Source organism: Parashewanella sp. 2210YD4-3 (assembly GCF_056591735.1).
The window spans coordinates 344,539-367,958 of sequence record NZ_JBWQOG010000003.1 but is presented as its reverse complement, the minus strand read 5'-3'; the positions used below and the strand labels follow the sequence as shown (position 1 = coordinate 367,958).

22 protein-coding genes are annotated in these 23,420 nt (G+C 39.7%); 8 read left to right on the top strand and 14 right to left on the bottom strand.

The window, feature by feature from the left end; translation table 11 throughout:
* The first annotated feature begins 67 nt into the window (after positions 1-67).
* The 8 genes from mads1 to AC1EU0_RS06860 all read left to right on the top strand — a co-directional run bounded on the left by mads1 (position 68) and on the right by AC1EU0_RS06860 (position 9,746).
* Positions 68-244, top strand: a complete 177-nt coding sequence (gene mads1, locus AC1EU0_RS06895) for a methylation-associated defense system helix-turn-helix domain-containing protein MAD1 (protein WP_480301460.1) — start codon at positions 68-70, stop codon at positions 242-244.
* Between the two features lie 93 nt (positions 245-337).
* The gene (locus tag AC1EU0_RS06890; RefSeq protein ID WP_480301458.1) at positions 338-3,373 is read left to right on the top strand and encodes a type I restriction endonuclease subunit R; all 3,036 of its coding nucleotides are present in this window, start codon (positions 338-340) and stop codon (positions 3,371-3,373) included.
* Positions 3,366-4,532 carry a restriction endonuclease subunit S gene (locus tag AC1EU0_RS06885; RefSeq protein ID WP_480301456.1) on the top strand — a complete coding sequence of 389 codons (1,167 nt, stop codon included), beginning with the start codon at positions 3,366-3,368 and terminating at the stop codon, positions 4,530-4,532. The genes AC1EU0_RS06890 and AC1EU0_RS06885 overlap by 8 nt, the downstream gene beginning before the upstream one ends.
* A 19-nt stretch (positions 4,533-4,551) precedes the next feature.
* Complete coding sequence (locus tag AC1EU0_RS06880) at positions 4,552-5,625, top strand: AAA family ATPase (protein WP_480301454.1); 1,074 nt, start codon at positions 4,552-4,554, stop codon at positions 5,623-5,625.
* 8 nt (positions 5,626-5,633) lie between these two features.
* The gene (locus AC1EU0_RS06875; RefSeq protein ID WP_480301453.1) at positions 5,634-7,283 is read left to right on the top strand and encodes a type I restriction-modification system subunit M; all 1,650 of its coding nucleotides are present in this window, start codon (positions 5,634-5,636) and stop codon (positions 7,281-7,283) included.
* A gap of 104 nt (positions 7,284-7,387) precedes the next feature.
* A complete protein-coding gene (locus tag AC1EU0_RS06870) occupies positions 7,388-7,960 on the top strand; it encodes a hypothetical protein (protein ID WP_480301451.1) in 573 nt (190 codons plus the stop codon).
* Positions 7,947-9,047 (top strand): RipA family octameric membrane protein, encoded by a 1,101-nt coding sequence (locus AC1EU0_RS06865; protein WP_480301449.1) that lies wholly within the window; start codon positions 7,947-7,949, stop codon positions 9,045-9,047. The genes AC1EU0_RS06870 and AC1EU0_RS06865 overlap by 14 nt, the downstream gene beginning before the upstream one ends.
* A gap of 198 nt (positions 9,048-9,245) precedes the next feature.
* Positions 9,246-9,746: a hypothetical protein gene (locus tag AC1EU0_RS06860; RefSeq protein ID WP_480301448.1), complete on the top strand. Its 501-nt coding sequence runs from the start codon at positions 9,246-9,248 to the stop codon at positions 9,744-9,746.
* An 8-nt stretch (positions 9,747-9,754) separates the two neighbouring features.
* Here the strand turns inward: AC1EU0_RS06860 and AC1EU0_RS06855 are convergent, their stop codons facing one another.
* Genes AC1EU0_RS06855 through AC1EU0_RS06790 form a run of 14 tightly spaced genes read right to left on the bottom strand, consistent with a single transcriptional unit; the run spans position 9,755 to position 23,413 of the window.
* Positions 9,755-10,744 carry an ArdC family protein gene (locus AC1EU0_RS06855; RefSeq protein ID WP_480301446.1) on the bottom strand — a complete coding sequence of 330 codons (990 nt, stop codon included), beginning with the start codon at positions 10,742-10,744 and terminating at the stop codon, positions 9,755-9,757.
* Positions 10,744-10,926, bottom strand: coding sequence for a hypothetical protein (locus AC1EU0_RS06850; RefSeq protein WP_480301444.1), 183 nt, complete (start codon positions 10,924-10,926; stop codon positions 10,744-10,746). Before AC1EU0_RS06850 ends, AC1EU0_RS06855 begins: the two co-directional genes overlap by 1 nt.
* Positions 10,895-12,826, bottom strand: a complete 1,932-nt coding sequence (locus AC1EU0_RS06845) for an LPD7 domain-containing protein (protein ID WP_480301442.1) — start codon at positions 12,824-12,826, stop codon at positions 10,895-10,897. The genes AC1EU0_RS06850 and AC1EU0_RS06845 overlap by 32 nt, the downstream gene beginning before the upstream one ends.
* On the bottom strand, positions 12,823-14,724 hold the full coding sequence (locus AC1EU0_RS06840; protein ID WP_480301440.1) for a type IV secretory system conjugative DNA transfer family protein: 1,902 nt from the start codon (positions 14,722-14,724) through the stop codon (positions 12,823-12,825). Before AC1EU0_RS06840 ends, AC1EU0_RS06845 begins: the two co-directional genes overlap by 4 nt.
* Positions 14,721-15,770, bottom strand: a complete 1,050-nt coding sequence (gene virB11 / locus AC1EU0_RS06835; protein ID WP_480301439.1) for a P-type DNA transfer ATPase VirB11 — start codon at positions 15,768-15,770, stop codon at positions 14,721-14,723. The genes AC1EU0_RS06840 and virB11 overlap by 4 nt, the downstream gene beginning before the upstream one ends.
* On the bottom strand, positions 15,748-16,878 hold the full coding sequence (gene virB10, locus AC1EU0_RS06830; RefSeq protein WP_480301438.1) for a type IV secretion system protein VirB10: 1,131 nt from the start codon (positions 16,876-16,878) through the stop codon (positions 15,748-15,750). Before virB10 ends, virB11 begins: the two co-directional genes overlap by 23 nt.
* Positions 16,871-17,758: a P-type conjugative transfer protein VirB9 gene (virB9, locus tag AC1EU0_RS06825; RefSeq protein WP_480301436.1), complete on the bottom strand. Its 888-nt coding sequence runs from the start codon at positions 17,756-17,758 to the stop codon at positions 16,871-16,873. Before virB9 ends, virB10 begins: the two co-directional genes overlap by 8 nt.
* Before the next feature lies 1 nt (position 17,759).
* Positions 17,760-18,500 carry a VirB8 family type IV secretion system protein gene (locus AC1EU0_RS06820; RefSeq protein WP_480301434.1) on the bottom strand — a complete coding sequence of 247 codons (741 nt, stop codon included), beginning with the start codon at positions 18,498-18,500 and terminating at the stop codon, positions 17,760-17,762.
* Positions 18,490-18,639: a hypothetical protein gene (locus tag AC1EU0_RS06815; protein WP_480301433.1), complete on the bottom strand. Its 150-nt coding sequence runs from the start codon at positions 18,637-18,639 to the stop codon at positions 18,490-18,492. Before AC1EU0_RS06815 ends, AC1EU0_RS06820 begins: the two co-directional genes overlap by 11 nt.
* Positions 18,636-19,652 (bottom strand): TrbL/VirB6 family protein, encoded by a 1,017-nt coding sequence (locus AC1EU0_RS06810; protein WP_480301432.1) that lies wholly within the window; start codon positions 19,650-19,652, stop codon positions 18,636-18,638. Before AC1EU0_RS06810 ends, AC1EU0_RS06815 begins: the two co-directional genes overlap by 4 nt.
* 9 nt (positions 19,653-19,661) lie before the next feature.
* A complete protein-coding gene (locus AC1EU0_RS06805) occupies positions 19,662-19,958 on the bottom strand; it encodes an EexN family lipoprotein (protein WP_480301430.1) in 297 nt (98 codons plus the stop codon).
* A gap of 31 nt (positions 19,959-19,989) precedes the next feature.
* On the bottom strand, positions 19,990-20,604 hold the full coding sequence (locus AC1EU0_RS06800; protein WP_480301429.1) for a type IV secretion system protein: 615 nt from the start codon (positions 20,602-20,604) through the stop codon (positions 19,990-19,992).
* Positions 20,601-23,078 carry a VirB4 family type IV secretion/conjugal transfer ATPase gene (locus AC1EU0_RS06795; RefSeq protein ID WP_480301428.1) on the bottom strand — a complete coding sequence of 826 codons (2,478 nt, stop codon included), beginning with the start codon at positions 23,076-23,078 and terminating at the stop codon, positions 20,601-20,603. Before AC1EU0_RS06795 ends, AC1EU0_RS06800 begins: the two co-directional genes overlap by 4 nt.
* Positions 23,078-23,413 (bottom strand): VirB3 family type IV secretion system protein, encoded by a 336-nt coding sequence (locus AC1EU0_RS06790; protein WP_480301426.1) that lies wholly within the window; start codon positions 23,411-23,413, stop codon positions 23,078-23,080. Before AC1EU0_RS06790 ends, AC1EU0_RS06795 begins: the two co-directional genes overlap by 1 nt.
* Positions 23,414-23,420 lie beyond the last annotated feature (7 nt).

Below are 23,420 nucleotides of genomic sequence, written 5' to 3'. Positions count from 1 at the left end.
ATTTTTCTTTCTTGTTAATTCCTCAATTTTCCCATATTCTCCTATTAGGCATTGTTAGAGAAAAACGATGAACGAAAGAATACTGACCCTTAAAGAAGTAGCAGAATATCTAGTATTGACTGAAAAAACAGCCTATCGATTAGCTGCGAACAAAAAATTACCCGGTTTTAAAGTCGGTGGCAGTTGGCGATTCAAAATGTCTGACCTAGATCATTGGATTGAAAAACAAAAGGTGTGCAGCTGAAAAAACAGTTAGGCACACTACTTCCGAGCTCTGTTCTAGATATGAAAAAACGAGCTAAAGGAAACGATCTTTCTTCTACTTTGGAATGAGTGAATGGCGATAGAAAAAAATATTGAGAAAAACTTCATCGGTAAGCTTGAAGATCTGAAATACATATACCGTAGAGATATTAAGGATAGAGCTTCTTTAGAAAAAAACTTCCGAGAAAAATTTGAAGCGCTTAATCGTGTAAGACTTACTGACTCTGAATTCTCAAGATTAAAAGAAGACATCATCACTGCAGATGTATATAGAGCATCAAAAACTCTTCGTGAAGAAAACTACTTTCAACGTGAAGATGGTACGCCTTTATATTACACCTTAGTAAATATTAGAGATTGGTGTAAAAATGAGTTCGAAGTGATCAATCAACTTCGTATCAACACAGAAAATAGCTTTCATCGTTACGATGTAATTATTTTGATCAATGGTGTTCCGGTTGTACAAATCGAGCTTAAAGATCATGAAATTGTTACACGTAGAGCAATGGAGCAGATTGTTGAATATAAAAACGATGTAGGGAATGGCTACACCAATACATTGCTTTGTTTCATGCAGTTATTCATCGTAAGCAATGAATACAATACATTTTATTTTGCGAACAACCATGCTAAGCATTTCAGCTTCAATGCTGACGAGCGTTTTTTACCTATTTATCAACTAGCGGATGAAGGCAATAATAAAATTGCTGATTTGCATAAATTTGCAAAGAAGTTTTTAGCGAAGTGCACATTAGGACAAATGATTAGCCGATATATGGTATTAGTCGCATGCGAGCAGAAACTGATAATCATGCGACCTTATCAAATTTATGCAGTTAAGGCGATTGTAGATAGTATCCATGAAAATCGTGGTAACGGTTTTATTTGGCATACAACGGGCAGTGGGAAAACTCTAACTTCTTTTAAAGCATCAACATTATTAAAAGATAATCCAGATATTGAAAAGTGTTTATTTGTTGTTGACCGTAAAGATTTGGATCGCCAGACAAGAGAAGAGTTCAATAAATTTCAAGAAGGTTGTGTAGAGGAAAACACTAATACAGAAACATTGGTTCGAAGACTGCTTTCTGAAGATAAAGCGGACAAAGTCATTGTAACCACCATTCAAAAGCTTGGACTTGCTTTAGATGAGAACAACAAAAGAGCACTGCAGCATCGAGAAAAGGGGAAGCAAACCTATAAAGAACGTTTAGATTCACTTAGGGAAAAACGCATTGTAATCATCTTCGATGAATGCCATCGTTCACAGTTTGGCGACAACCACGAAGCAATAAAAGAGTTTTTCCCAAATGCTCAACTCTTCGGTTTTACTGGTACACCAATTTTTGACAAAAATTCATCTTATAAAAAAATTGATGGAACGATTGGTACTAATGTAACGACTGAACATGTTTTTAACCAAGAATTACATCAATACACTATTGCTGACGCAATTGAAGACCGTAATGTCTTAAGTTTTCACATTGATTATTATGGCAAAAGTAGTGGTGAAGAAGACAAAAATCAAAAATCGGTCAAAAAAACTAAGCCACCTAAAGAAGCCGTAGTTAGAGCAATTATTGACAAACATGATCAAGCAACATATGACAGACGTTTTAACGCTATTTTGGCAACAGCATCTATCAATGATGCTATTGAATATGTAGGCAAGTTCAAAGAAATACAAGAAGAACTTCAGTGTCAAGATAAGTCCTATAAATCATTAAATATAGTTTGCGTATTCTCTCCGCCAGCAAAAGCACTATCACAACAAAATGGTAGCGATAAAAATGTTAAAGACATAAAGCAATTACAAGATGATTTAGAGCAAGAGAAAGAAGACAATAAAGTTGAACCAGAAGCGAAGAAAGCGGCGCTAATAACTATTATTGATGACTATAATCAACAATTTGGTACTAATCACAGCATTAATGAATTTGATCTTTATTATCAAGACATACAACAGCGGATCAAGGATCAACAGTACAATAATGTAGACTACCCACATAAAAACAAGATTGATATTGTCATTGTGGTCGATATGTTGCTTACAGGGTTTGATTCTAAATATCTCAACACCTTATATGTTGATAAAAAAATGAGGTTTCACGGTTTAATACAAGCTTTTTCCCGCACAAATCGAGTCCTTAATGACACAAAGCCATGGGGAAATATTCTGGATTTTAGAGCTCAAGAAGATGCTGTTAATGAAGCCATTTCGTTATTTTCTGGTAAGGATGATGAAACCGATAAAGAGATCTGGTTAGTCGACCCAGCTCCAGTAGTGGTAGAAAAATATAAAGAAGCTGTAGAAACCTTGCAGAGCTTTATGAAAAACAAAGGGCTTGAATGCTCTCCTGCCGAAGTGGTTAATTTGAAAGGTGACTCAGCTAAAACGGAATTTATTAATCATTTTAAAGAAGTGCAAAAACTTAAAACTAAACTAGATCAATACACAGATCTCAGTGTTCACCATCAAGAAGTAGTCGAAGAGCTTTTACCAAAAGAAACACTGCGTGGTTTTAAGGGCTCTTATCTAGAGACTGCTCAAGAATTAAAGCGTAAACAAGGCAATACTAACGAAGAAAACAATGAAGTTGAGCAGCTTGATTTTGAGTTTGTACTTTTTAACTCAGCGCTCATTGACTATGACTATATCATTCAACTGCTCTCTAATTCGACTCAAGCAAACACTAAGCAGAACATGACAAGACAAGAAGTCATTGATTTAATTTGCTCTAATTCTAATTTCATGGAAGAAAGAGATGATTTTATATCATATATCAATGATCTACCTGCAGGTACAAGCTTAAGTGTTAACGATATACATATAGGTTTTCAAGAATTTAAAAATGCAAAAAATACTGAAGATTTAACAGCAATGGCAATTAAACATGGATTAACAAAAGAAGCACTGCAAAACTTTGTAGATACCATTATGGCAAGAATGATTTTTGATGGCGAAAAACTGAGTGATTTATTTGCTCCGCTTGAACTTGGTTGGAAAGCTCGTGGTAAAGCAGAAAAAGCACTAATGATTGAGTTAGTACCATATCTTAAAAAATTGGCACATAATCGTGAAATATCAGGGCTGGCTGCGTATGAGTAAAGAAAATCAAGCGAAGTTAATCCCCGATTATAGATTTCCTGAGTTTATCGATAAAAAACATTGGGATTCAAAAAAATTAGGTGACTCAGAAATTGCTGTATTTGTAAAAGATAAAGTTTCGGCAGAAGATCTCCATATTGATACATATGTAAGTACAGAAAATTTATTACCAAATTTCGCTGGTGTAGGATATGCAACAAAGCTGCCTCCTTCAGGCAGTTTTACCAGTTACAAAAAAGGAGATATTTTAGTATCTAATATAAGACCTTATCTGAAAAAAGTTTGGCTAGCAGAGCATGGCGGAGCTGCATCAAATGATGTAATTGTTATTAGGGCAGTTAATAAAATATCGAATGAATTTTTATCATGTGTTCTTAAAAATGAATATTTTATTAGCTATGTAATGGCAACAGCTAAAGGCGTGAAAATGCCTAGAGGGGATATATCTTCAATAAAAAAATTCCCTGTTTTTTTTCCTTGTTCAGTTGAACAAAAAAAAATTGCAGACTGTATCAAGTCAATAGATGAGCTTATTAATGCTGAAACTAAAAAGCTTAAAAGTTTAAAAAGGCATAAAGACGGTTTAATGCAAAAGCTTTTCCCCGAAGATGGTGAAACAATACCAAAACGACGCTTCCCTAAATTTGAAAAAGATGGTGACTGGAAACAAAAGTATTTTGCTGAGTTATTTGAAATAGGAAGTGGTAAAGATTACAAAAACCTTGGTAGTGGAAAGGTACCTGTATATGGTTCTGGTGGGTATATGCTTTCTATTAATGACTATCTATACGATGGAGAAAGTGCGTGTATTGGTAGGAAAGGGACTATTAATAAACCAATTTTTCTTACAGGAAAGTTTTGGACAGTGGATACACTTTTTTATACGCATTCATTTAAAGATTGTTTACCAAAGTTTGTATTTCATCTTTTTGAGAATGTTAATTGGCTTAATCACAACGAAGCTGGAGGTGTTCCTAGCTTATCAAAGGTCATTATCAAAAAAATTCAAGCTTATATTCCTCCAACTTTGGAAGAGCAGAAAAAAATTATCGATTGCTTAAGTTCGTTATCTGAAGGAATAGAAACTCAATCTCAGAAAATTGCGCTACTGAATAAGCAAAAAAATGGATTAATTCAAAATTTGTTTCTTTTTGAATAGCAGTTAAAGGAAAATCAATATGAATGCGGTTAATATTGCAGAAGAATTAAAAGACCTTGAAGAAAATATTGCATTGGTATATGCATTTAATGGCACAGGTAAGACAAGGCTGTCAGTTGAATATAAAAATGCAACAAAAGTCCCTGAAGACAATAGTCATACGGGAGTTTACTACAATGCTTTTAGTGAAGATTTATTCATTTGGGAAAATGACGAAGAAAATGATGGTGACAACATTCACCTGCTTATTAGAGAAAGTACGTTAAATCAATTTCACAGCTTATTAGATGAAGAAGCGATAAGAGAAAAATTAACGCCATACAACCCAAAATATAATTTTTTTTTCAATCAGCATGATGATGTTGAAAAGGGTATACATTCTATTTCGTTTTTTCTTGGAGATGATCAAGAATCGAAGATCAAAATATCCCGAGGTGAAGAAAGAATATTTGTTTGGAGCTTCTTTTTAACACTGTTCGAAGTAGATGATTGGGCTGGTGCCCAAAATGCGCATATTTTTATTGATGATCCTGTTTCGAGCCTAGATGAGCATAATATTTTTATCACAGCGACAACAATATACGATTTACTGGAAAAAAATGTTGATAAGAAAAAAATAATTTTGACAACACATCATTTTGGTATTTTCTCAATTTTGTCTGATTGGATTAGCAAAGGGGCAAATCAAGATAAGTTCAAAACTAAAAGAGGGAAGAAAAAATATAAGCAATATATTTTAAGCCGAGATGATGAAGACCTTGTTTTAGAAAACGTAAATAATGATGTGTTTTTATATCACTTAAGGTTGTTAAAAATATTAGAAGAAGCAAAAGGTTCAAAACTTTACACCTATCATTTCGGTCTTTTAAGACAGTTGCTTGAAAATATTGCTTCATTTTTAGGGGTAGGACGGTTTTCTTATGTACTTGAGCAAATCGGTATTCAAGATGAAGCAAGAATAGCGAGCATTGTTAATGCACTCTCACATAAGAAAATTTATAATTTGCAGTCAGATGTTTTAGTTCCAGATAATAAAGAAATATTTTTAGAAGTTTTAGATGGCGTAAAAAATAAGTATCAATTTGTATTGTAGGGTAAAAAATGACACAAAATACTTTAAATGAACTTGGTGATACTCTTTGGAGGATAGCAAATAGCCTTCGTGGAGCTATGAACGCCGATGATTTCCGTGACTATATGTTGTCATTTCTGTTCTTACGCTATTTATCAGGTAACTATGAAGAGGCTGCAAAAAAAGAGCTTGGTATTGATTACCCTAATCTTAAAGATCATGATAGACGCACACCGTTAACCGTGTGGTATGAAAATAATCCTGACGATATTGAAGAATTTGAAAAGCATATGCGCCGTAAAGTCCATTATGTCATTCAACCTCAGTATCTTTGGCAGAGTGTTGCTGAATTGGCTCGTTTACAGAAAGGTGAGCTATTAAAAACTTTAGCCAACGGTTTTGAATATATTGAAAACCAAAGTTTTGACAGCACATTTCAAGGTTTATTTTCGGAAATTAATCTAAATTCAGATAAGTTAGGGAAAGACCACACGCTTCGTAATGCCAAGTTATGTACCATAATCCAGAAAATATCAGAAGGTATTGCTGGTATCTCGACGGATAGCGATGTTCTTGGCGATGCGTACGAGTACCTAATTGGTGAGTTTGCGGCTGGTTCGGGGAAAAAAGCCGGTGAATTCTACACACCTCAAAGAACCTCTGATATTTTATCAGCGATTGTTTCTTTAGACAGTCAGGAACCAGCAACAGGCAATAGAGAACACCTAGATTCAATAATGGATTTTGCTTGTGGCTCTGGTTCCTTATTGTTAAATGTTAGAAAGCGTCTTGGCAAGCAAGGTGTTGGCAAGATTTACGGACAAGAGAAGAACATCACAACTTATAACCTTGCACGTATGAACATGTTACTGCATGGTGTCAAGGATTCCGAATTCGAAATTCATCATGGTGATTCATTGGTCAATGATTGGGACATACTAAATGAAATGAACCCGGCTAAAAAAATGCAATTTGATGCTGTAGTTGCTAATCCTCCTTTTAGTTATCGTTGGGAACCTAATGAAGCATTAAGTGATGATTTCCGCTTCAAATCTCATGGACTTGCACCTAAGTCTGCTGCTGATTTTGCTTTCTTATTACATGGTTTCCATTTTTTAAGTGAGCAAGGCACTATGGCAATTATTTTGCCTCATGGTGTTTTATTCCGTGGTGGAGCTGAAAACCGCATTCGTACCAAGCTTCTAAAAGACGGTCATATTGATACTGTGATCGGTTTGCCTGCTAATTTGTTTTTTTCAACAGGTATTCCTGTTTGTATTCTTGTTCTTAAAAAATGCAAAAAATACGATGATGTATTGTTTATCAATGCCAGTGAATATTTTAAAAAAGGTAAGCGCCAGAATTTCTTGTTAAATACGGATGAGATGCCTGATGGTGAAATCGGTCATATAGAAAAAATCGTCGAAACTTATCAGTATCGTAGAGAAGAGCCAAGATACTCTCGTAGAGTTTCTATGAAGGAAATCGAGAAGCACGATTTTAACCTCAATATTTCTCGTTATGTGAGTATCGAAAAAGAAGTAGAGCCGATTAGTCTTGAAGAAGTTAACAAGGACTTAATTGCCATTGAAGAATCAGCCACGGTAGCCCTTAAAACACATAATGCATTTTTAAGGGAGTTAGGTTTAGATGTATTGCCGGGTGAGGTTGAAGTTTAACCCACTTTAAACCTAGTTGACAGCTAAGATGAACCTGCTGCTTTTCGTTGTATTAGCAAACGGTTATCTTGGCTGTATTAGTTTGTTGTAGTTAAGGAATTGAAATGGAAATCACCTTTAATATTGATACTCAAGAGTTTGAGAAAGAACAAAAAGAGTTAATAAAGAAAACCCTAAAAATAGAAGATGCAGATATTCCAAGTGCTCTGAATAAGATCGCAAAAGCAGCACTGACTGAATATTTAACTATGTTAGTTGAAGGTGGAATGCCTAATCGTGCTGATGAAGCAAAACAAGATAGACTACTTTATCTGATACAAAATTATTTTGGTGAAAGCCTGCCAACAGAGTCGCAAATCTCAACGATATTTCAGCTTACTCAAAGTCAAAGCAAGACATTACTGAAAAATACCGTTTCTCGTTTTAGACATAAATTGGATGACGCTCTTCTCAATACTATGAAATCCGTAATCGAAACAGCCGAATACACAAATGAAATGTATTTAGTCGTTATCAATTCTGATGTAGTCAAAGATGAGTTAAATATGCTGATTACGCAAAATGAGCCAACATATAAGCCTATTACCAAACGAAAAGGTAGTGCTGGGCAATTTGAAATCAGCGAAGATTCTCATGATCTACTTTGTCGGGAGTTGGGACTAAATGAAGTTGAGTGATATTGTCGCAATATCGGGTTTATTACTAACAATCATAACCTTTCTTTTTAATCTGGCTTGGCCTCAGATAAGTAGTGCTTTTAATCAAGATGAGACTACTGCTGGAGATAAAGCAAGAAAGCGTTGTCGTGATGAAGTTAATAAGGTTCTATACAAGATAGTCTTACCTATTTTCATTGCGTTCTTTGTCTTATTTTATGTAAACCTTCCTACTGCTATAAAGGTAATTTCAACAAGTAAACTTGACCTTTGGAACTTCGATGTCAGCTTAACCCTATATGTAATGGTGGTTTATGCGCTGGCAGTGTTTGTCTGTGTCAACGCTTACTTATTCTATAAACTTTTAAAAAAACAATTTAAATTCTCTCCAATGACCAAAAAAACTCAACCCAATAATCCAATCTCACATCAAGAATATGAAGATTTATTTAAGAAAAATAAGGATATTCATGAGCAAGCTCTGAAACAGGCTTATGAAATCAGAAAATTCGAGATTGAGCTTTACTGGAAAAGAGCCACTTATTTTTGGACTTTCATAGGTGCTACATTTGTTGGCTACGCAGCTTATTACAATTCGAAGTCTAGCAATGTTCAAACACCTGATAATGAGTTTATGCTCCTGCTTATATGCTCTATCGGGGTAATCTTTTCAGTTGCTTGGTTCTTAGTAAATAAAGGTAGTAAATTTTGGCAGGAGAACTGGGAAAATCATGTTGAGTTATTGGAAGATGAGATTTTCGGTCCTCTGTATAAAACCCTAACAGAAAGACCTAGGGCAGATGTACCACAAGGGTTTTATGAATGTACAAAAACAAAATTAGATAATTTTATTGTTACTCCTAAGGCTTACTCTGTTTCTAAAATCAATCAGATTGTTAGTGCATTTGTAGCTTTTATTTGGTGTAGTTTGTTTTTTAAAACACTATTTTCGAATCTTGATTTTGATATCTATAGGCTAATTTTAGTGTGTGTAACAATATTTTTCTGTGGTTTATTTTATGTCTTAGGAAAAAGTCACAATGGGTCGCATAATCCAAAGATCACCTTGAGAAAAACGAAGGTGACAGCACCCGATATTGATACATAAAATATTGTTCGCTACATCGAAGTTTAATTCTGGTATAAAACGGATTAGCTAATCATTTCTTCTAATTTGTTTGTGGGAATGATTTCAAAGAGCTGAACTTTATATCATTGGTATAATTAAATTTTATTTATATGTCCTGTTCTTTTTTCTGTTTTTGCTAACTTTACTAAATGCATTGCACAATTTGTTTAGTTAAATATGACAGAGCAGATTAAAGACACCATTATTTTTGATAACCAGCTACGGGATGTCGATGATAATTTCAATGACTTGTGCCTCTATGTACCTAAAATGGTAGCTTTCGGTCTTAAACCAGCTTTATCTTCGACGTCCAATTGGAGCAGAACTCGAAACCATTTGTTTGTTTCAGATAACGAGCTTTACTTATTTAAGATTGAACTAAGCCTTAGTGATGTCGAAGTTCAAAAAATTCCTAAAGGCTTGAGGCATGAGAAACGCATTCGGTATGAGCCTATGTATACTTTTAGGGATGGTGATGAGTTTATTGAAGTTAACGAATACGTCGATTATTTCTTGGTCTTTGATAATTACAAACTTGATTACACAGGTGATATTATTATTTCTCAGCCTGCAGGTGATTTATGGGAACATCCAGTACCTGAAAAAGTTTTTGAACCTGCTTCGAAAGAAGATATTAGATTGCTAGAGCTATCATTTGAAGATGGTTGTTTGGTGTAGTTAAAAAATTATTCTAATTCTGCCATCTCTTGTTTATCGTAATGCTCTAATGAGATAACTGGATTAGGAATAGTTTTCTGAGTGACTCGTTCACTTGAAGCTTGGTTATTTTGCTCAAACCCCAAAACAAAATCCTGTATTTTTTCAGCATCCCTTGAAGCCCTCATAATTTCCCTTGGATCATCTTTCAAAACTTGTATCCATGCATCGATGTAGGCGGCGTGTTGCCAGAATGAGTGACCGATTTGGAGTTCGTCGCCTAACATAAGTGAGCCGATTTCGGCTCTGAGTTCTTCTTTGGCGTAAGATTCATCACCGAACCGACCTGATAGATCTCGGTTGAGTCTGTCTTTTGAACCTGAGCTATGGCAAAGCTCATGGAGTACGCTGGCGTAATAATTATCAGCGGTTTCAAATTGGTTTTTGGCAGGTAGGTGAATTCTGTCGGTGGCAGGACAGTAGTATGCGTTTTCGTATTGATCATGGTGAATAGGTACGCCTGAATTGTTGAGGATCTTTTCTGCTCTTTCGTGTCGTTGCCATTCGGGTAATGGGTTTGCTTCTAGTTCGGGTAAGCCGTCGATTTGTTCTGCGTTGAACACTACAGAGCTGAATACTCTTGGCTGATCGAGTTTGATGTTTATTTTGATTGGTTTACCATCTGCGCCTACGATTTTTTTGCCGTTGCTATCAGTTTTATCTATTTTGTCGAACAACTTCCAATACTGAACCAGAGTACCATGTTGTCCTTTGCGAACTTGAGCATCAATGCTGTTGGCTTGTTTGTAAGTCATCCAGCGTGGGTCGGTTCTTGCTTGCATACTAAGCCAAATGGCGTTGCAGCCCTTGTATCTTGTGCCGCTGATTGGGTTATGTGGCAGTTTGGGGACTCCGGGTTTCCAAGGAATTTGCCACGGGGCGGTGCCTTCCTCTAATTGTTTGATGAGTTTGGCGGCAACTTGCACATGATAAGGTGGCTTTTTGTTGTCAGTACCCATTAGTGATCCTCCGATTCTTTATTGGCCTCAAGTGCATCGGTCTCATCTATGGCATCTTCTTCAAATGCGCCTAGTTCTTCAGCTTCTGCTTGCGTCACTTCGATGGCGATTCCGGGAATGTTTAGGTCATTTAGTTTGTTGTCTAAGTCATCATTCAAATTGGTGTTCGAGTGATTGTTCATGTTGAGGCTCCTTGATGGTGTGGTGGTTTTGCTGTGAATGTGATTGATTTAGTAGGCCATCTAGCTTTTGTTTTACCTTTTGCATAAAACGCTGTTGGATCTTTGGCTTGAGGTTTTGGCTATAACTTTGGGCAGATTGCAAAGTGTCTTTTGGATTATTGTTAGTAGGAGTATTAGCAATTTCGTTGACGGTAGATTTTGGTTGGTGAGGCTGTTCCTTTTTACCATTAGTGGTTTGCAAAGCTTTGAGCTGTTTGAGGTCGTTAGTATCAGGGCGGTAGCCTCGAACAGTCATGTTCTGCAGTGAGGCTTGTAACCATGCTTGGCGTTTAAAAGCTTTGGTGCCTGATAGTTTTATGGATTGCCAATTGCGTTGCTGAGCAATTGTAAGTAAATCACCAACGATTTGAGCATGGCTCAATTTGGTTTGCAGCTTATTGCCTTTATCGATAAAGGCGAGGCTAGAAGGGCGGTTTGAGAAGTAATACTTATTGTTAACCGCCAGATAAGTTTTATTGATCCTATCAGGTATAACACTTTGAATTGAAGCAGTGGTTGTTGGTGCCGATTTAGGCTTTGGCTCTTGTGGTAGTTGTTCATCGTTAGCCGCTGTTTTTATGAGTCTGGTTAATGGCTCAAATTGCTGTTTCAGTATGGAGTTAGCTGGCTTTATCTGAGCTTGTTTCTCGCTTTGTTCAAGGGTAGCTTCAATTGTATTCAATATGGCAGGTCTTGGTTTATCCAAATATGGCCAACAGCGTTGAATGTGGTTTTCAATTTGTAGCTTTAGCACTGCTAAACCTCGACTGACATGAAGATCGTTAAAGTCTGTCATGCCATATTCGATTTCATCACTGATGAAGTTGGGGCTAAGCCAATGTCCTTGAGTGATTTCTGCTGATTGTCGGGCTTTCTCTAATCCTTTGTTGGTTTTGTTTTTCCGATCATCATCAGCCAAAAATAGATGTTGGCTGTTTGGGTAATGGGCTTTGAGCTTTTCAGCCACTTTGGGCATGTTGCCAGCGTCAACAGTCATTACCACGCTGCGATTGGTGGCTTCGGCTATACTGGCGGCAGTAGCGTAACCTTCAGCATAAAGTATGGGTTCGCCATTTTTTAACGGTTTGTAGCCGACTACAAAGAAGTGTGCGGTTTTTTGTGCGCCTTTCTTTAAACATTTAAAACCGTTAGGGCTGATCCTTTGTAGCGAATGAACCTTATGATGTTCGTCCATCAGTGGGATCACTAATCGACCTTTTTTATCTTGCATCACATCTGGAAAAGGCTGGACGTTTTTCTTCAATAAATAGGGATGATTTAGATTAGCTGGTGGCATCAACTGAAAAGCTTGGCTACATCGAGTGGCATAATGTTGATAGCGTTTGGCTGCGGTGATTTCTCGCAGTGTTCTTTGGTTTGCTTGATGCGCTTTGATATGCAGCTTGGCAAGAGGATCTGTTTGAGTAAAGCTGGCATGCCATTTTTGCGGTTCGCTGTGATTACGATGATCTTGATACCAACCAGCAGGATGACCATCCCCATAGGCACAATACACACCGCTTTTTTGTCCTCGTTTGTCATCTATGGTTGCGACACGATGCTTTTGCCCGTCAAACAGTGGTGGTTCATTTAATACAAAGCCTGATGACTCCAAAACCTGTGCAAACTCAAAGTTCGGATCTTGATGTGTCGGTGTGTTAAAGAGATTGGGATTAGGTAGCCAAGGTTCGGCCTTACTCAATCGAGTACCTTTTCTTGCAAACCATAAACCGTTTTCTGGATCAAAGCTGATGGCGTTTCGACCATTATCCAATTGACCAAGTTGCTGTATAGCTTTATCTCTTTGCTCATAAGGAACCGCTAAATAGGTTTGCTGTTCCAGTACGGGTTCATCATTCATTTGGCTGTCTCCTCTGTTTGGCTTACGTTTGTAGGTTTATTCAGCTGGCTAAAGTAGTCTTCGACTATGGCATTGACTTCAGCTTCTTCAACTTCATTTAAGTTGATAGGTTCTTCTGGTTCGCTTGCGGCAGGTTGTTCAGGTTTTGTAGGGATTTGAGAATTAGTACCTGTATCATCTGTAGCGAGTTTGATTGGTGCTGATTGAATGTTTTTTTTGATCAAAGGCTTCACCACAATCTTGTTAATATTTGGAGTTGCCCAATGTTGGTGTTGGCGGTCATTACCTCTTGGCTGTAGCAGTTTGTCTTGATACCAGCGGATTTTGCAGCACTTTATCGGTGAGCAATTTTCTAACAGTAAGATGGATTGCTGTATGCCTAAGCGCATCAATTCTTGTGGAAGCATTAACGCTCGGCTGTGATCGCTGGTGTTTTCACTACGCCCACCTCTGCCTGATAGTTGCTTGCTGCAACTTCTATTTTTGATGGTTTGATTACCTAGGCTGTCGGATAGCTCTCTGGCAATTTTGATGTTCTTAGGTGCAAATACGATTTGTAAGGCGTGGTTGTCGATTAAGGTTTCTGCGCCATCGTGCCCGTAGATTTCCCGAAGCTGAGAAGGGGATTGAATGATGGTTAGTAAGCGAATGCCATAACCTGCAATGTAACTGATCCCACGGCTTAAAATACCAATTTTGCCGATAGCGGCAAATTCATCCATCAATAATAAAAGTTGATACTTCAAACTTGGATCATGCTCTGGCAGTTCACGGGTATTAAGATCAATAAGCTGTTGGAAAAATAAGTTGATCAGAGGTGCGAGTCTTTGTAAGTCATCTGGCGTGACACCAATATAAATAGAAATCCTTTGTTGTCGAAGTGTTCGTAAGTCAAAGTCATTGCCTGCGGTGACGACATCAATTACCGGGTTGTAAAATAGCTCTAAGGCTGAGGTAAAACTTTTGCGAATTGAGCCTCGTGTGCGCTCTGGCGTTTCAAGGTATTCTCTGAGGGAAGCATGACATTGGTTTGATAGCGGTTGTTGGCTTTGCATTCGCTCATTGATTTTCTCAATCAATTGACTGTCACCTTTATTGAGTAAGCGCAGCACTTCGCCCAAGGTTACAGGTAGCGGTGGTGTCTCCAAAAGATATAAAACTAATCCAAGCCATAGTGAACGAGCTGAGGCTTGCCAGATTGGTGATTCACTGTCGATATTGGGAAACAACATCTGACCAATTTTTTGAATGTCATTGATTCGAAAACTTGGATCGTTGGATATGTAATACAGTGGGTTCCAGCGGTGGCTGAGATAATCTCGTGGAGCAAGATTGAGAAGATAGCATTGTTGTCCATGCGCTTTTCGAAATCCTGCGCTGATGTTCCAGTTTTCTTGTTTAATATCGAGTACGACTACTGAATCTCGCCAGTTGAGCAAATTAGGTATGACGACACCAACACCTTTACCACTACGAGTTGGTGCTGACATTAGTACATGTTGTTGTCCAGCAAACTGTAAATATTGATGCTTAAACAGCGATTGTAGTTTACCAACTATGATGCCGTGGCTTGCGAGTAATCCAGCTTGTTGGATCTCTTTATGAGTGGCAAATTGTGCATCGCCATACAAGGATGGTCTTTTAGGTTTAAATTTTAATGCGATAGGAAAGCCTAAAGGCAGAAAACCAATCACACAGGAGAGAATCAACCAAAATTGGGTGCGCTTATCATGCCCAAATCTGTAAGCGTATTGAGCAATGGTTAATGGCGAAGCGTGGCTAACGGGAAGATGGCCGAAATACAGGAATAGCGCACCACTGAGCCATAAGCTGATGAGCACTGCTATGAGTAATAAGGCTAAATAATGCCAAATAGATAAGGAAGTTCTGTTGATCACAACTCGGCTTCCTCTGTGCTTGTGATACCGTAGCGATTCCAATACAAATCACTCACATATCGTCGACCATTTTCATGCTTGAGTTGAACGGTGACATCAACACACAGATTGATCAGCTGTTTGATTTCCTCTTTTGACAGAGTTGAACCTGCTTGGCTTTCTTTTAGCAATAACACCAATTGTTCGATAGCGAGTTGAGGGCTACCTGCATGCATGGTAGTGATACTGCCGGGATGACCTGAATTGATATTACGAAGAAAGTAAAAGGCTTCATCACCTCGTATGAGTTCAGCAAGAAAGACTCTATCGGGCTTCATTCTTAGGCTTGATTCTAAAAGCTGTTTTTGAGTAACAGGGGCGATACCTTGATTACCAGCCGAATAGAACAGACTGACAGTGTTATCGTGAGTCCGATACAACTGTAATTCATCAACATTCTCAATGCTTATCAATCGCTCATCTTGTGGGATCTCCTGCAGCAATGAACGAAAAAAAGTGGTTTTGCCAGATCCTGTTGCACCAGAAACGATGATGTTTTTTCTTTCACCGATAGCCCACTGTAAAAAATCGACATAGCGACCTTGTTGATATAAGACATCAAGCTTGTGTTCAATCTGCTGTTTTAGTTGAATTTCTGGAAGTCGAAAATAACCTTGTTGCTGATAATCATCGAGGGTAAAAGACACACAAGATAGTTTACGGATCGTGAAGCTAATACGTCCGATTAAGGTCACGGGTGGAATAGCGATTTGCACCCGTTCTCCAGAGGGCAATGTTGCCGATAGCATAGGATGGCTAGTATCCAGTTTTTGCCCTGAATAAGTAGCGATAAGCTTGGCGAGTCGTTGGCAGTAATCTTCACTGATGGCTTCAACGATAACTTCGCTCCAACCGTGGCAATTTTCAATAAAGGCTTGTTTGGGTTGATTGATAACTACTTCAGTTACGCTGTCCATATCAAACAGTGGCTTAAGCACCTTTAAATGTTCTAACAGGGCAATGGCTCGACAGTTATCAATGGTGTTAGTTGCTAAGTTGTAAGTCATAGACGCTCCTGAAATTGAGATCCCGAGCGACCATGACGTTAATATGCTCGCCCTGATTTTTGAGTAGAGTCGGTTTGATACGAATAGAATCTTGAAGCGCTATTGAAGCCAGATCTTTTGTGCCGCTGATGGTATTGCCAAATTGAATTTGATTTTTGTTACCACTGTTGGCTTTGTTTGCCGCATATTGCCCAGCGTCACCAATCAAACTGAGTAAAATGGCACTGCCAAAGCGTTGTTTGAAATGACCATCAACAAATCCAGAATGACCGCTGCGACCTAATGGATCGGTTCCCGGTGAATCTAAATCAATGATAATGCCGTTGGGCGTTTCAATCCTGTCCCATAACACAAAGATACGAGCGACACCTTGCTGTAATCCGCTTTGATATTCACCAACAATATGACTGCCTTTTTCGAGTAGTAAGACTTTGCCATTGGTTGAGTAAATATCTCGGCTGAGCTGGCAGCGAGTCATACCCGGCACATCTGAACTGATCGCCGTTTCTAATATGCAATCAAGAAATGCGCCCTTAGTGATGAACAAGTTTGGATCAAGGATACGACTGGCGATACTGCCTTTAATGCTTGTAGCTTGAAGTTGTGCGGCTAATGCCTTTGGTTGCTCGGGAATTACGTTGCTGCTATCTGTTCGGCTTGTGGTTAACTGCCTATCAGCTATTTGCGATTGTTGGTTTACCACCAAAATATCATCGAGTTGCTTACGCTGCTTTGGTGTCCATTGATGCTGCTGGGTAGAGGTTGGAAACTGAGGGTTGGAGTCTGAGCCAGCTAAATCTACTAAGCCAGTATGTAACAGTCCGTGTTTGTCTGAACCACTGTTTTGTTGTTTTGGTTGTGTTGAAGTCACTTTTGGTAATTCTGGCGGTTTGCCTAAATGGTTACCAATTTCTTGATGCTTTAAAGGTACAGAGTCTGTTTGTTCATGGCTGAAGCCGCCATTGACCCAAACTAATAGCAGTATCAACAACAGACAACCAATGATCATCACGGGTTTAGAAAGTGCTGAACGGTTAGGGTGATTACCTGTAAGTTCGGGCACTGCTTGAGTATCAAGAGTAGGATCGTTTGCTGGTGATTCAGCCATGGTGTTCTCCCTTAATTACTCGTTTTACATGGTTGATGTTGCTGGCTTGATAACTGGCAGGCGCTTCTTGTTTGAATCCTTGATTAAACAGGCACACGACTTTATTGCCTTGGCGTAGCACCAATTGCCTAACCACTTTTCGGATGATCAGGGTTTGTGGGTAATGAGGGTTAACGTTACTGTTGACGACACTTTCCGAGTTATCAGCATTCACGATATAGACCGCAGGAAAATCTTGTTTGGGGTTAAAAGTTAGATAAGTAAAACGGCCGTCATCGAAGGCATGAACGGGTTTTATGCTGGCATCACCTTTATAAGCATAATTACTGTTTGCTATTTGCGGTGTTTGATCGCTATTGAGCGCTTTTCGTAAAGCTAGATGTTGCTGCTGTTGATGAATTTGAGTGTTAAATTGATCGGGGTAGAGAAAATCGATAGCGAACATCATGTCATTGGGAATAGGGTGAGCGCCATGTTGTGACCAGTGCGCTGACAGTTCGAAGTGATACACTCGTTTATTGGTGAGGATAGTCATATTGGTAATGGCTTTTTGTGCTTTGGGCTTGATAAACAAATGATTGGCAACGGGTGTTACTGACCATGCTTCACTGTCTCCCATGGCAATTTGCTTAACGGTTTCATCATTATCAAAGGCAATGTCAGTGGTAAAACCGTAATGACCGACCAATTTAATCACTTGTTCGGCTTGGTAATTGATATGGCGAACTCGTTTATCTAGTAGACCGAAGTGGGGAATTTCGAGGGCGTTTGCCATACAAGGTAATAAAACTAACATCATGCCAGCGAAGACAGTCATCCAGAAACTTTTCTGTATAAAGTATTTTAAAATGCGACCGAATAAAGGAAGTAATAGAAGCATATTAATTCCCTCCAATGGCTTGGTCGTTGCGGTAACTCAGTACCTGAAATCCCAAAGGATTCAAACGTCGATCTGCTAATTTCATCGGAGAATTGCGATAGGTAAAAGTGATGGTGGCAATCCAATGGGTGGTTGGATGCTGTTCGCCTTGTTGTAATTCTTGCTTGCTGTATCTAACTAAAGCGGTTTTATGTTGCTCACCATTGACCTTGTTACTGGCGATAAAACTGATGGCTTGAATGTTTACCCTGACTTGAGCAGATTGTTGGTATAACTTGATTGGAGCTTGCGAGTTCGTCTTTGGGTCGGTCGCAGCAGCATATTCTTGTTGGACTGGCTCTGATGACATGATCCCAACCACATTGCGATCATAAGGCCGTGTATCCCACTGATAGCTTTCTCTATGCTCTAGATATTGAGTCAACCAATATTTGTCCATTACTTCTTGTGCTTTGAGTTTGACTTGCCCTTGGCTAGCAAGGGTTGATACCACATCAACCAAACCAGTATTGTTATCCACTCGGATCACAAATGGCTCGATGGTTTTTAACGGCAGTAAACACAACAAACCAATGCCTTGCATAATGGCAATTAGAGTTAATAAAGCACAGCAACGCCATGCTCTTTGCTCTGACTTTTTGGTAGCAACGTTGGTTTCGGCATCCCAGCTTTTGGCTTCTTTGAAATATTGCTTTGCCAGTTGTTTGTGAGATAAAGGGGCGGCTAGTGTTTCACTCAGCATTCATCGCCTCCTTTATCACAATGGGTGTGGTGTTGACGGGTTGCAGTCCTTTGCCATTATCTGAGCAATGAGGTGGTTTTGGCGCACTGGCGCAATGGGTTAATAGCAAACACAAACTGATACAGATAAATCGTTTCATTGTTCTGATCTCCCCGAAATACTGTTGCCACCAAAATGTTGTTGGTAGGCGTGATAACTGGCGCCCACTGGTTTGAGTGGTGCAGCGATGGCTTGCCCTGTGTAATTCAAATCTCGTCGTAAGGTTCGGTATTGATGGCGTAAGCTGGTTGGGCGCAAAGCATGTAGGCTGTGTGCAATGGCTCCGTTTGCGGCAATTGCGACACCGCCACCTAAAGCCGCTGCCATTGCAGGGATTTGCTTCATCACCAATATGCACAGTCCAAGCACAATACACAGCATGGAGCTGTCGCTTAACGTAGAAACGGTAGAATGGTTTTGAGCGATTTGTGCGAGATAATCAGCCGCAACCGAAGTCATCAATTGCCCTGAAGTAACACCCAGCAACAAGATGAAACCGAAATTGAGTACCATACCCAGCCAACTTTCAAAGAAACGTTGGGTTGCAGGGAACAACAACAGCACAAAGAAAGCAGGTCCGATAGCAAGTAAAATACTGACCATGACCTTACTCAATAGAATAAAGAATGCTACAAGCAAGGTCAGACAGCTTCCAATCAACACCACGGCAATGGCTAAAAAGTACATTCCGACATTACCGTTCATCACACCACCTTGTCGCCATGAGGTATCGGCAAGGCCAAAAACCTGACTGAACAATTTATCCAGCAGTCCTGCGGCGTTTTGGCTTGATGAACCCGTAACAATTGAGGCTAACAGTTGCGGTGTTTCGCTAAGGAATGTCACCACAGTTTGATTGTAACGGCTGGCTGTTAACCCCAAGGCTAAAATGAAACCGACTCGCAAGATGCGAAAGAATCCATCTTGTAATGGTGCTTCACTTCTACCAGACATCAAACTGTAGCCCCAAACTGCAATCCAGATGATCATCAAACTACTGAATAACGGTAGCAGGTAGTGGATCATCCTAACGGCACCTTGATTGATGTAGTTGTTTAAGGCGTGATCCACCATATGGAAAATGCTTTGGTATAAGGTACTTTGCCCAGCCATGACGTTTTCCTAATTCCAACCGTGATGTTTAGGCAATTTGCTAACATCAATGTGCACTGGTTGTAACTCGCCAGCACTTCTTTGATTAGCAGCTTGAAGTGCATTAATGCATTCAGGATTGTTTTTATATCGAGCAGGATCATCAGCGCATTGTTTTAAGATGCTACCCAACAACTTGTCATGTGCCAGAAACCAGCTGACATTATGGTGAGCTTGTAGACTGTCATTGTTGCTGTGTTTACCATCAAAACAGGCACTCAGGGCTAGTGAGCCAATGGCTAAAATAGGTAAATGTTGTAGTTTCATCGGGATCTCCAGATCCCATCCTTGGGTCAAATTAATAGTTCAAATGAATAGGGTGAAGCTCGCCAGCAGATTCCACTGCCATTTGGGTAATACGTTGCTGTGTTAACGCATCACTCGCTTTGGCTTGTGCTTGCAACAACTGTAGTTTGGCTTGCTCATTGGTGAGCATCACACCTTCGGCATCGATTCGAGCTTGTAAGTCTTCGATGTCTTTTTGTTGTGGTGCGTTATCAATTTTTTGTATCAACCTCATAAGTTGTTGGTAACGTGCCTGGGTTTGTTGCAGTGATATTTGTGTTTGTCCCATCCACTGACCTCGATAACGATTTACATCGTCATAAAGTTCGGCAACATCACCGCCTAATTGCAGCCACTGGCTGTTGTGTAACCCTTGGTTTTTTAAGGTTAGGTTTGGGTCAACTTTCACTGCCACGTCATACACGCTATCGATGGCATTACCCATGTGACGTATACCGTTAATGCTGCTGAGTTGAGATTTAGCGGTTTTGACTTGCTGCTTCAGGGTGTCGATTTCTTCTAGTAAATGTTTCACCTGAATGATGTTTTGATGCAGGTTCGCTATATCAATGACAGGAAAAGCAAAAACCGATTGCGATAACAAGCATAAGACAAACAGCCGTTTCATTGCTGACCTCGCTTGTCTTTTAATGCTTGGTAATAAGCTGGAAGCCAATCTGTTGGATCTCTGCCGACTTCTCTGATCAGTTTACGAAGGAGTTTGACCTTATCAGTGGTGCCAGAGATTACTGCCAGTTCTTCATCAAAGCCTTGTAAGTTGAGCCCTGTAACTATGCTTATGGAATTGGTTTTAACGAGGAACTTACGAGAACTTGGTGAAAGCTGAGTTTTGATTAGCTCAAATTCACGTTCGGTAAGATGAAGGCCATCAATGTAGTCCTCTCGTCGTGCTTTGGGATTTGGCATTAATATGAGGGTGGCGCACTGTTCGACAAGGGTATGAGCAATTGGTGAGTTGAGGACGTCTTTCACTGATTGAGTGGCGTACATCATTAATCCATTCTGCTTACGAATGACTTTTTGTTTGTTGTTGGCTAAATCCTGAAAATACTCATCAAGCAGTAATTTCCAAAACTCATCCATGATGATTTGTAAGCGGCGTCCATCAATCAGTTGTTCAATGCGATGAAATAAATACATCACAATCGGTGTGCGCACTTGTGGGTGATCCAAAAACTCTGAAACATCAAATGCCATCAGCATTTGGTTACTGACATTAAGTTCATCTGCCGGATTATCAAGTACCCAAGCTAGTTCACCTCCTTGGCACCATTGCTTAAGGCGAGCATGGCAACCATCGCCATCAACAGGATCTAGAAATTCTAAACAACGGCTTAATCTTCTAAGTGGTTTGAATAATGCCATTACGCCATTGACCGCTTCGGCAACTTGCTGTTGCTCTGTGTGAGTAAGAGAGCCACCAATTAGTTTGGCAACCAAAGCCGTTAAGAACAGGCGGTTTTCAGCAGTATCATCAATTTGAAATGGATTAAAACCCGTAGGTTTACCCATTTTCAATGGCAGGTACAAACCACGGCATGCTCGAACGTAAACCTCTAAGCCTCTGTCTTTATCAAAAATAATTTGTGTGGGTTTGTACTTCTTACTTTGTGAAATCAAAAAGCCTTGCAGTACTGTTTTACCAGAGCCAGATGCACCGATAATGAGCGTATTACCTAAAGCATGGTGCTCATCCTTGAGAGTGGCATCCCTGTTAGGTTCAGAGTGCTTATCCTCCTCTTGGTCAATGTCTAAGTGTTGGGACGTAGCACTTTGTTGCCGATACTCGGTGGAATTCTGTTCATGAAAGTTGAAGTAATAAGGCGAACCAGCGGCGGTTTGAAAAACCGTTACCGCTGCGCCCCATTGGTTGCCATCAATCTTACCTAAAGGGTAGTTATGAAAACTACAAAACCCGGCAAAGTTTCGAGAAGAGATTGGAGCAGGTCGAGGTCGATATTTATGATTCGCTGGTAGCTGTGACCAATAAGCGGCAGCCAATGCAGTGTCTTCACGAACAGGAATGATGGATAAATCTGCCAGTTGAGATTTGATACTCGCCAGATGGTTTTCAAGCTGATTGGGTGAATCAGCCAATAGAGTCAAGGTAAGGTGGTGTTCGCCATACACAATTCGATTGGAGGTGAGTTCATCTAAAGCTAGGCTGATGGCGGCAACTTGTGATTGTGCTAAGTCTCCCGTGGTATTGAGGCGGTTTTGTTGTTTGATCAATAATTGTGTCGCTAACGGTTTAGATAAAAACTGGAAACTTTGGCTGAGGATAAAACGACAAGGCGCCGAAAGTAGGGCATTTAACAAACCAGCTTCGGTATGCTCTGGGTATTCGGCAATGCCAATGCAAGCAGCATATTGTTTATCAGAGATCCCTTGTAGCGCAATGGTGTTGTGAGGGAAAAAAGGGCGCTTGCGCGACAATACGTTGCTAATATCACTGCTTGGGCAAGTACGAACTTGCCAATCACCGTTTATCAGAAAATCAAGAAACGTCAGAGTCTCGGAGTAGAATTTTTTGCCTTTAAAATAAACACCCAGCCGTTCGGGTTGGTAATCATGCAATGAAGCATGAACAGTATCAACCACCTCATCTAACGCTTTCATGGCTGAGAGTTGTTGTGCAATCGCTTGCTCTTGAGTCTGAGTTTTCTTAAAAAGGTTGAGGGAGTCAGTAACTCCATCACGGTAGATTATGGTGAGATACAGCTCATTGATGAATAGTGAGCTTTGGCAGATCTGCTCAGCGTATTTTTGATTAAGTTTTCTATCAAACTCACAATCAAATTCACCTTCTGGAAACACCTGATGTTCACGACGGATCAGATGCGACCATAAACACACTTTAGGACTGGCAATGTTGCGGAGTAAAAGATTGATTTGTTCTTTGAATATCTCAATCTGCTCAGGATCTTGTGTCTCATGAGCAATACCTTGTAACTTCAAAACTTGCAGGTATTCACCATTACTGGTTTTAATCGTATGAGTATCACATAACGTCTGATAGGGAATGTGTTCGCTCGCCGTGTTTTCACGTTGCCACAAGGTAGGCAATTTGCTTAAGGTCATTACGCCATCCTCCAACTGCCAATCTCATAAGTCGTGTGTCGAGTAGACACTAAAGGCGCAGCACTTGCCGCACCAAACTGACGCCAGCCCAAAGACTTGGCTTTAGTCAGTAACCTAAGGTGTAACAAGCGAAAGCTGCGAGGATCACGTAAGCAAATGCCGTACATCAACCCATGCAAAGGAAAATACACCAGTAAGACAAAGGGATTTTTGGCTGCAATCATCAATACCGCCACAAAAGCCGCAGCGACGATAATGCCATCTAAAGTGACGCCCCATTTCATCGCAGGACGAGTCACAGCAACAAACAAGGGATCTTGATAACGATGAGACATAACAAGC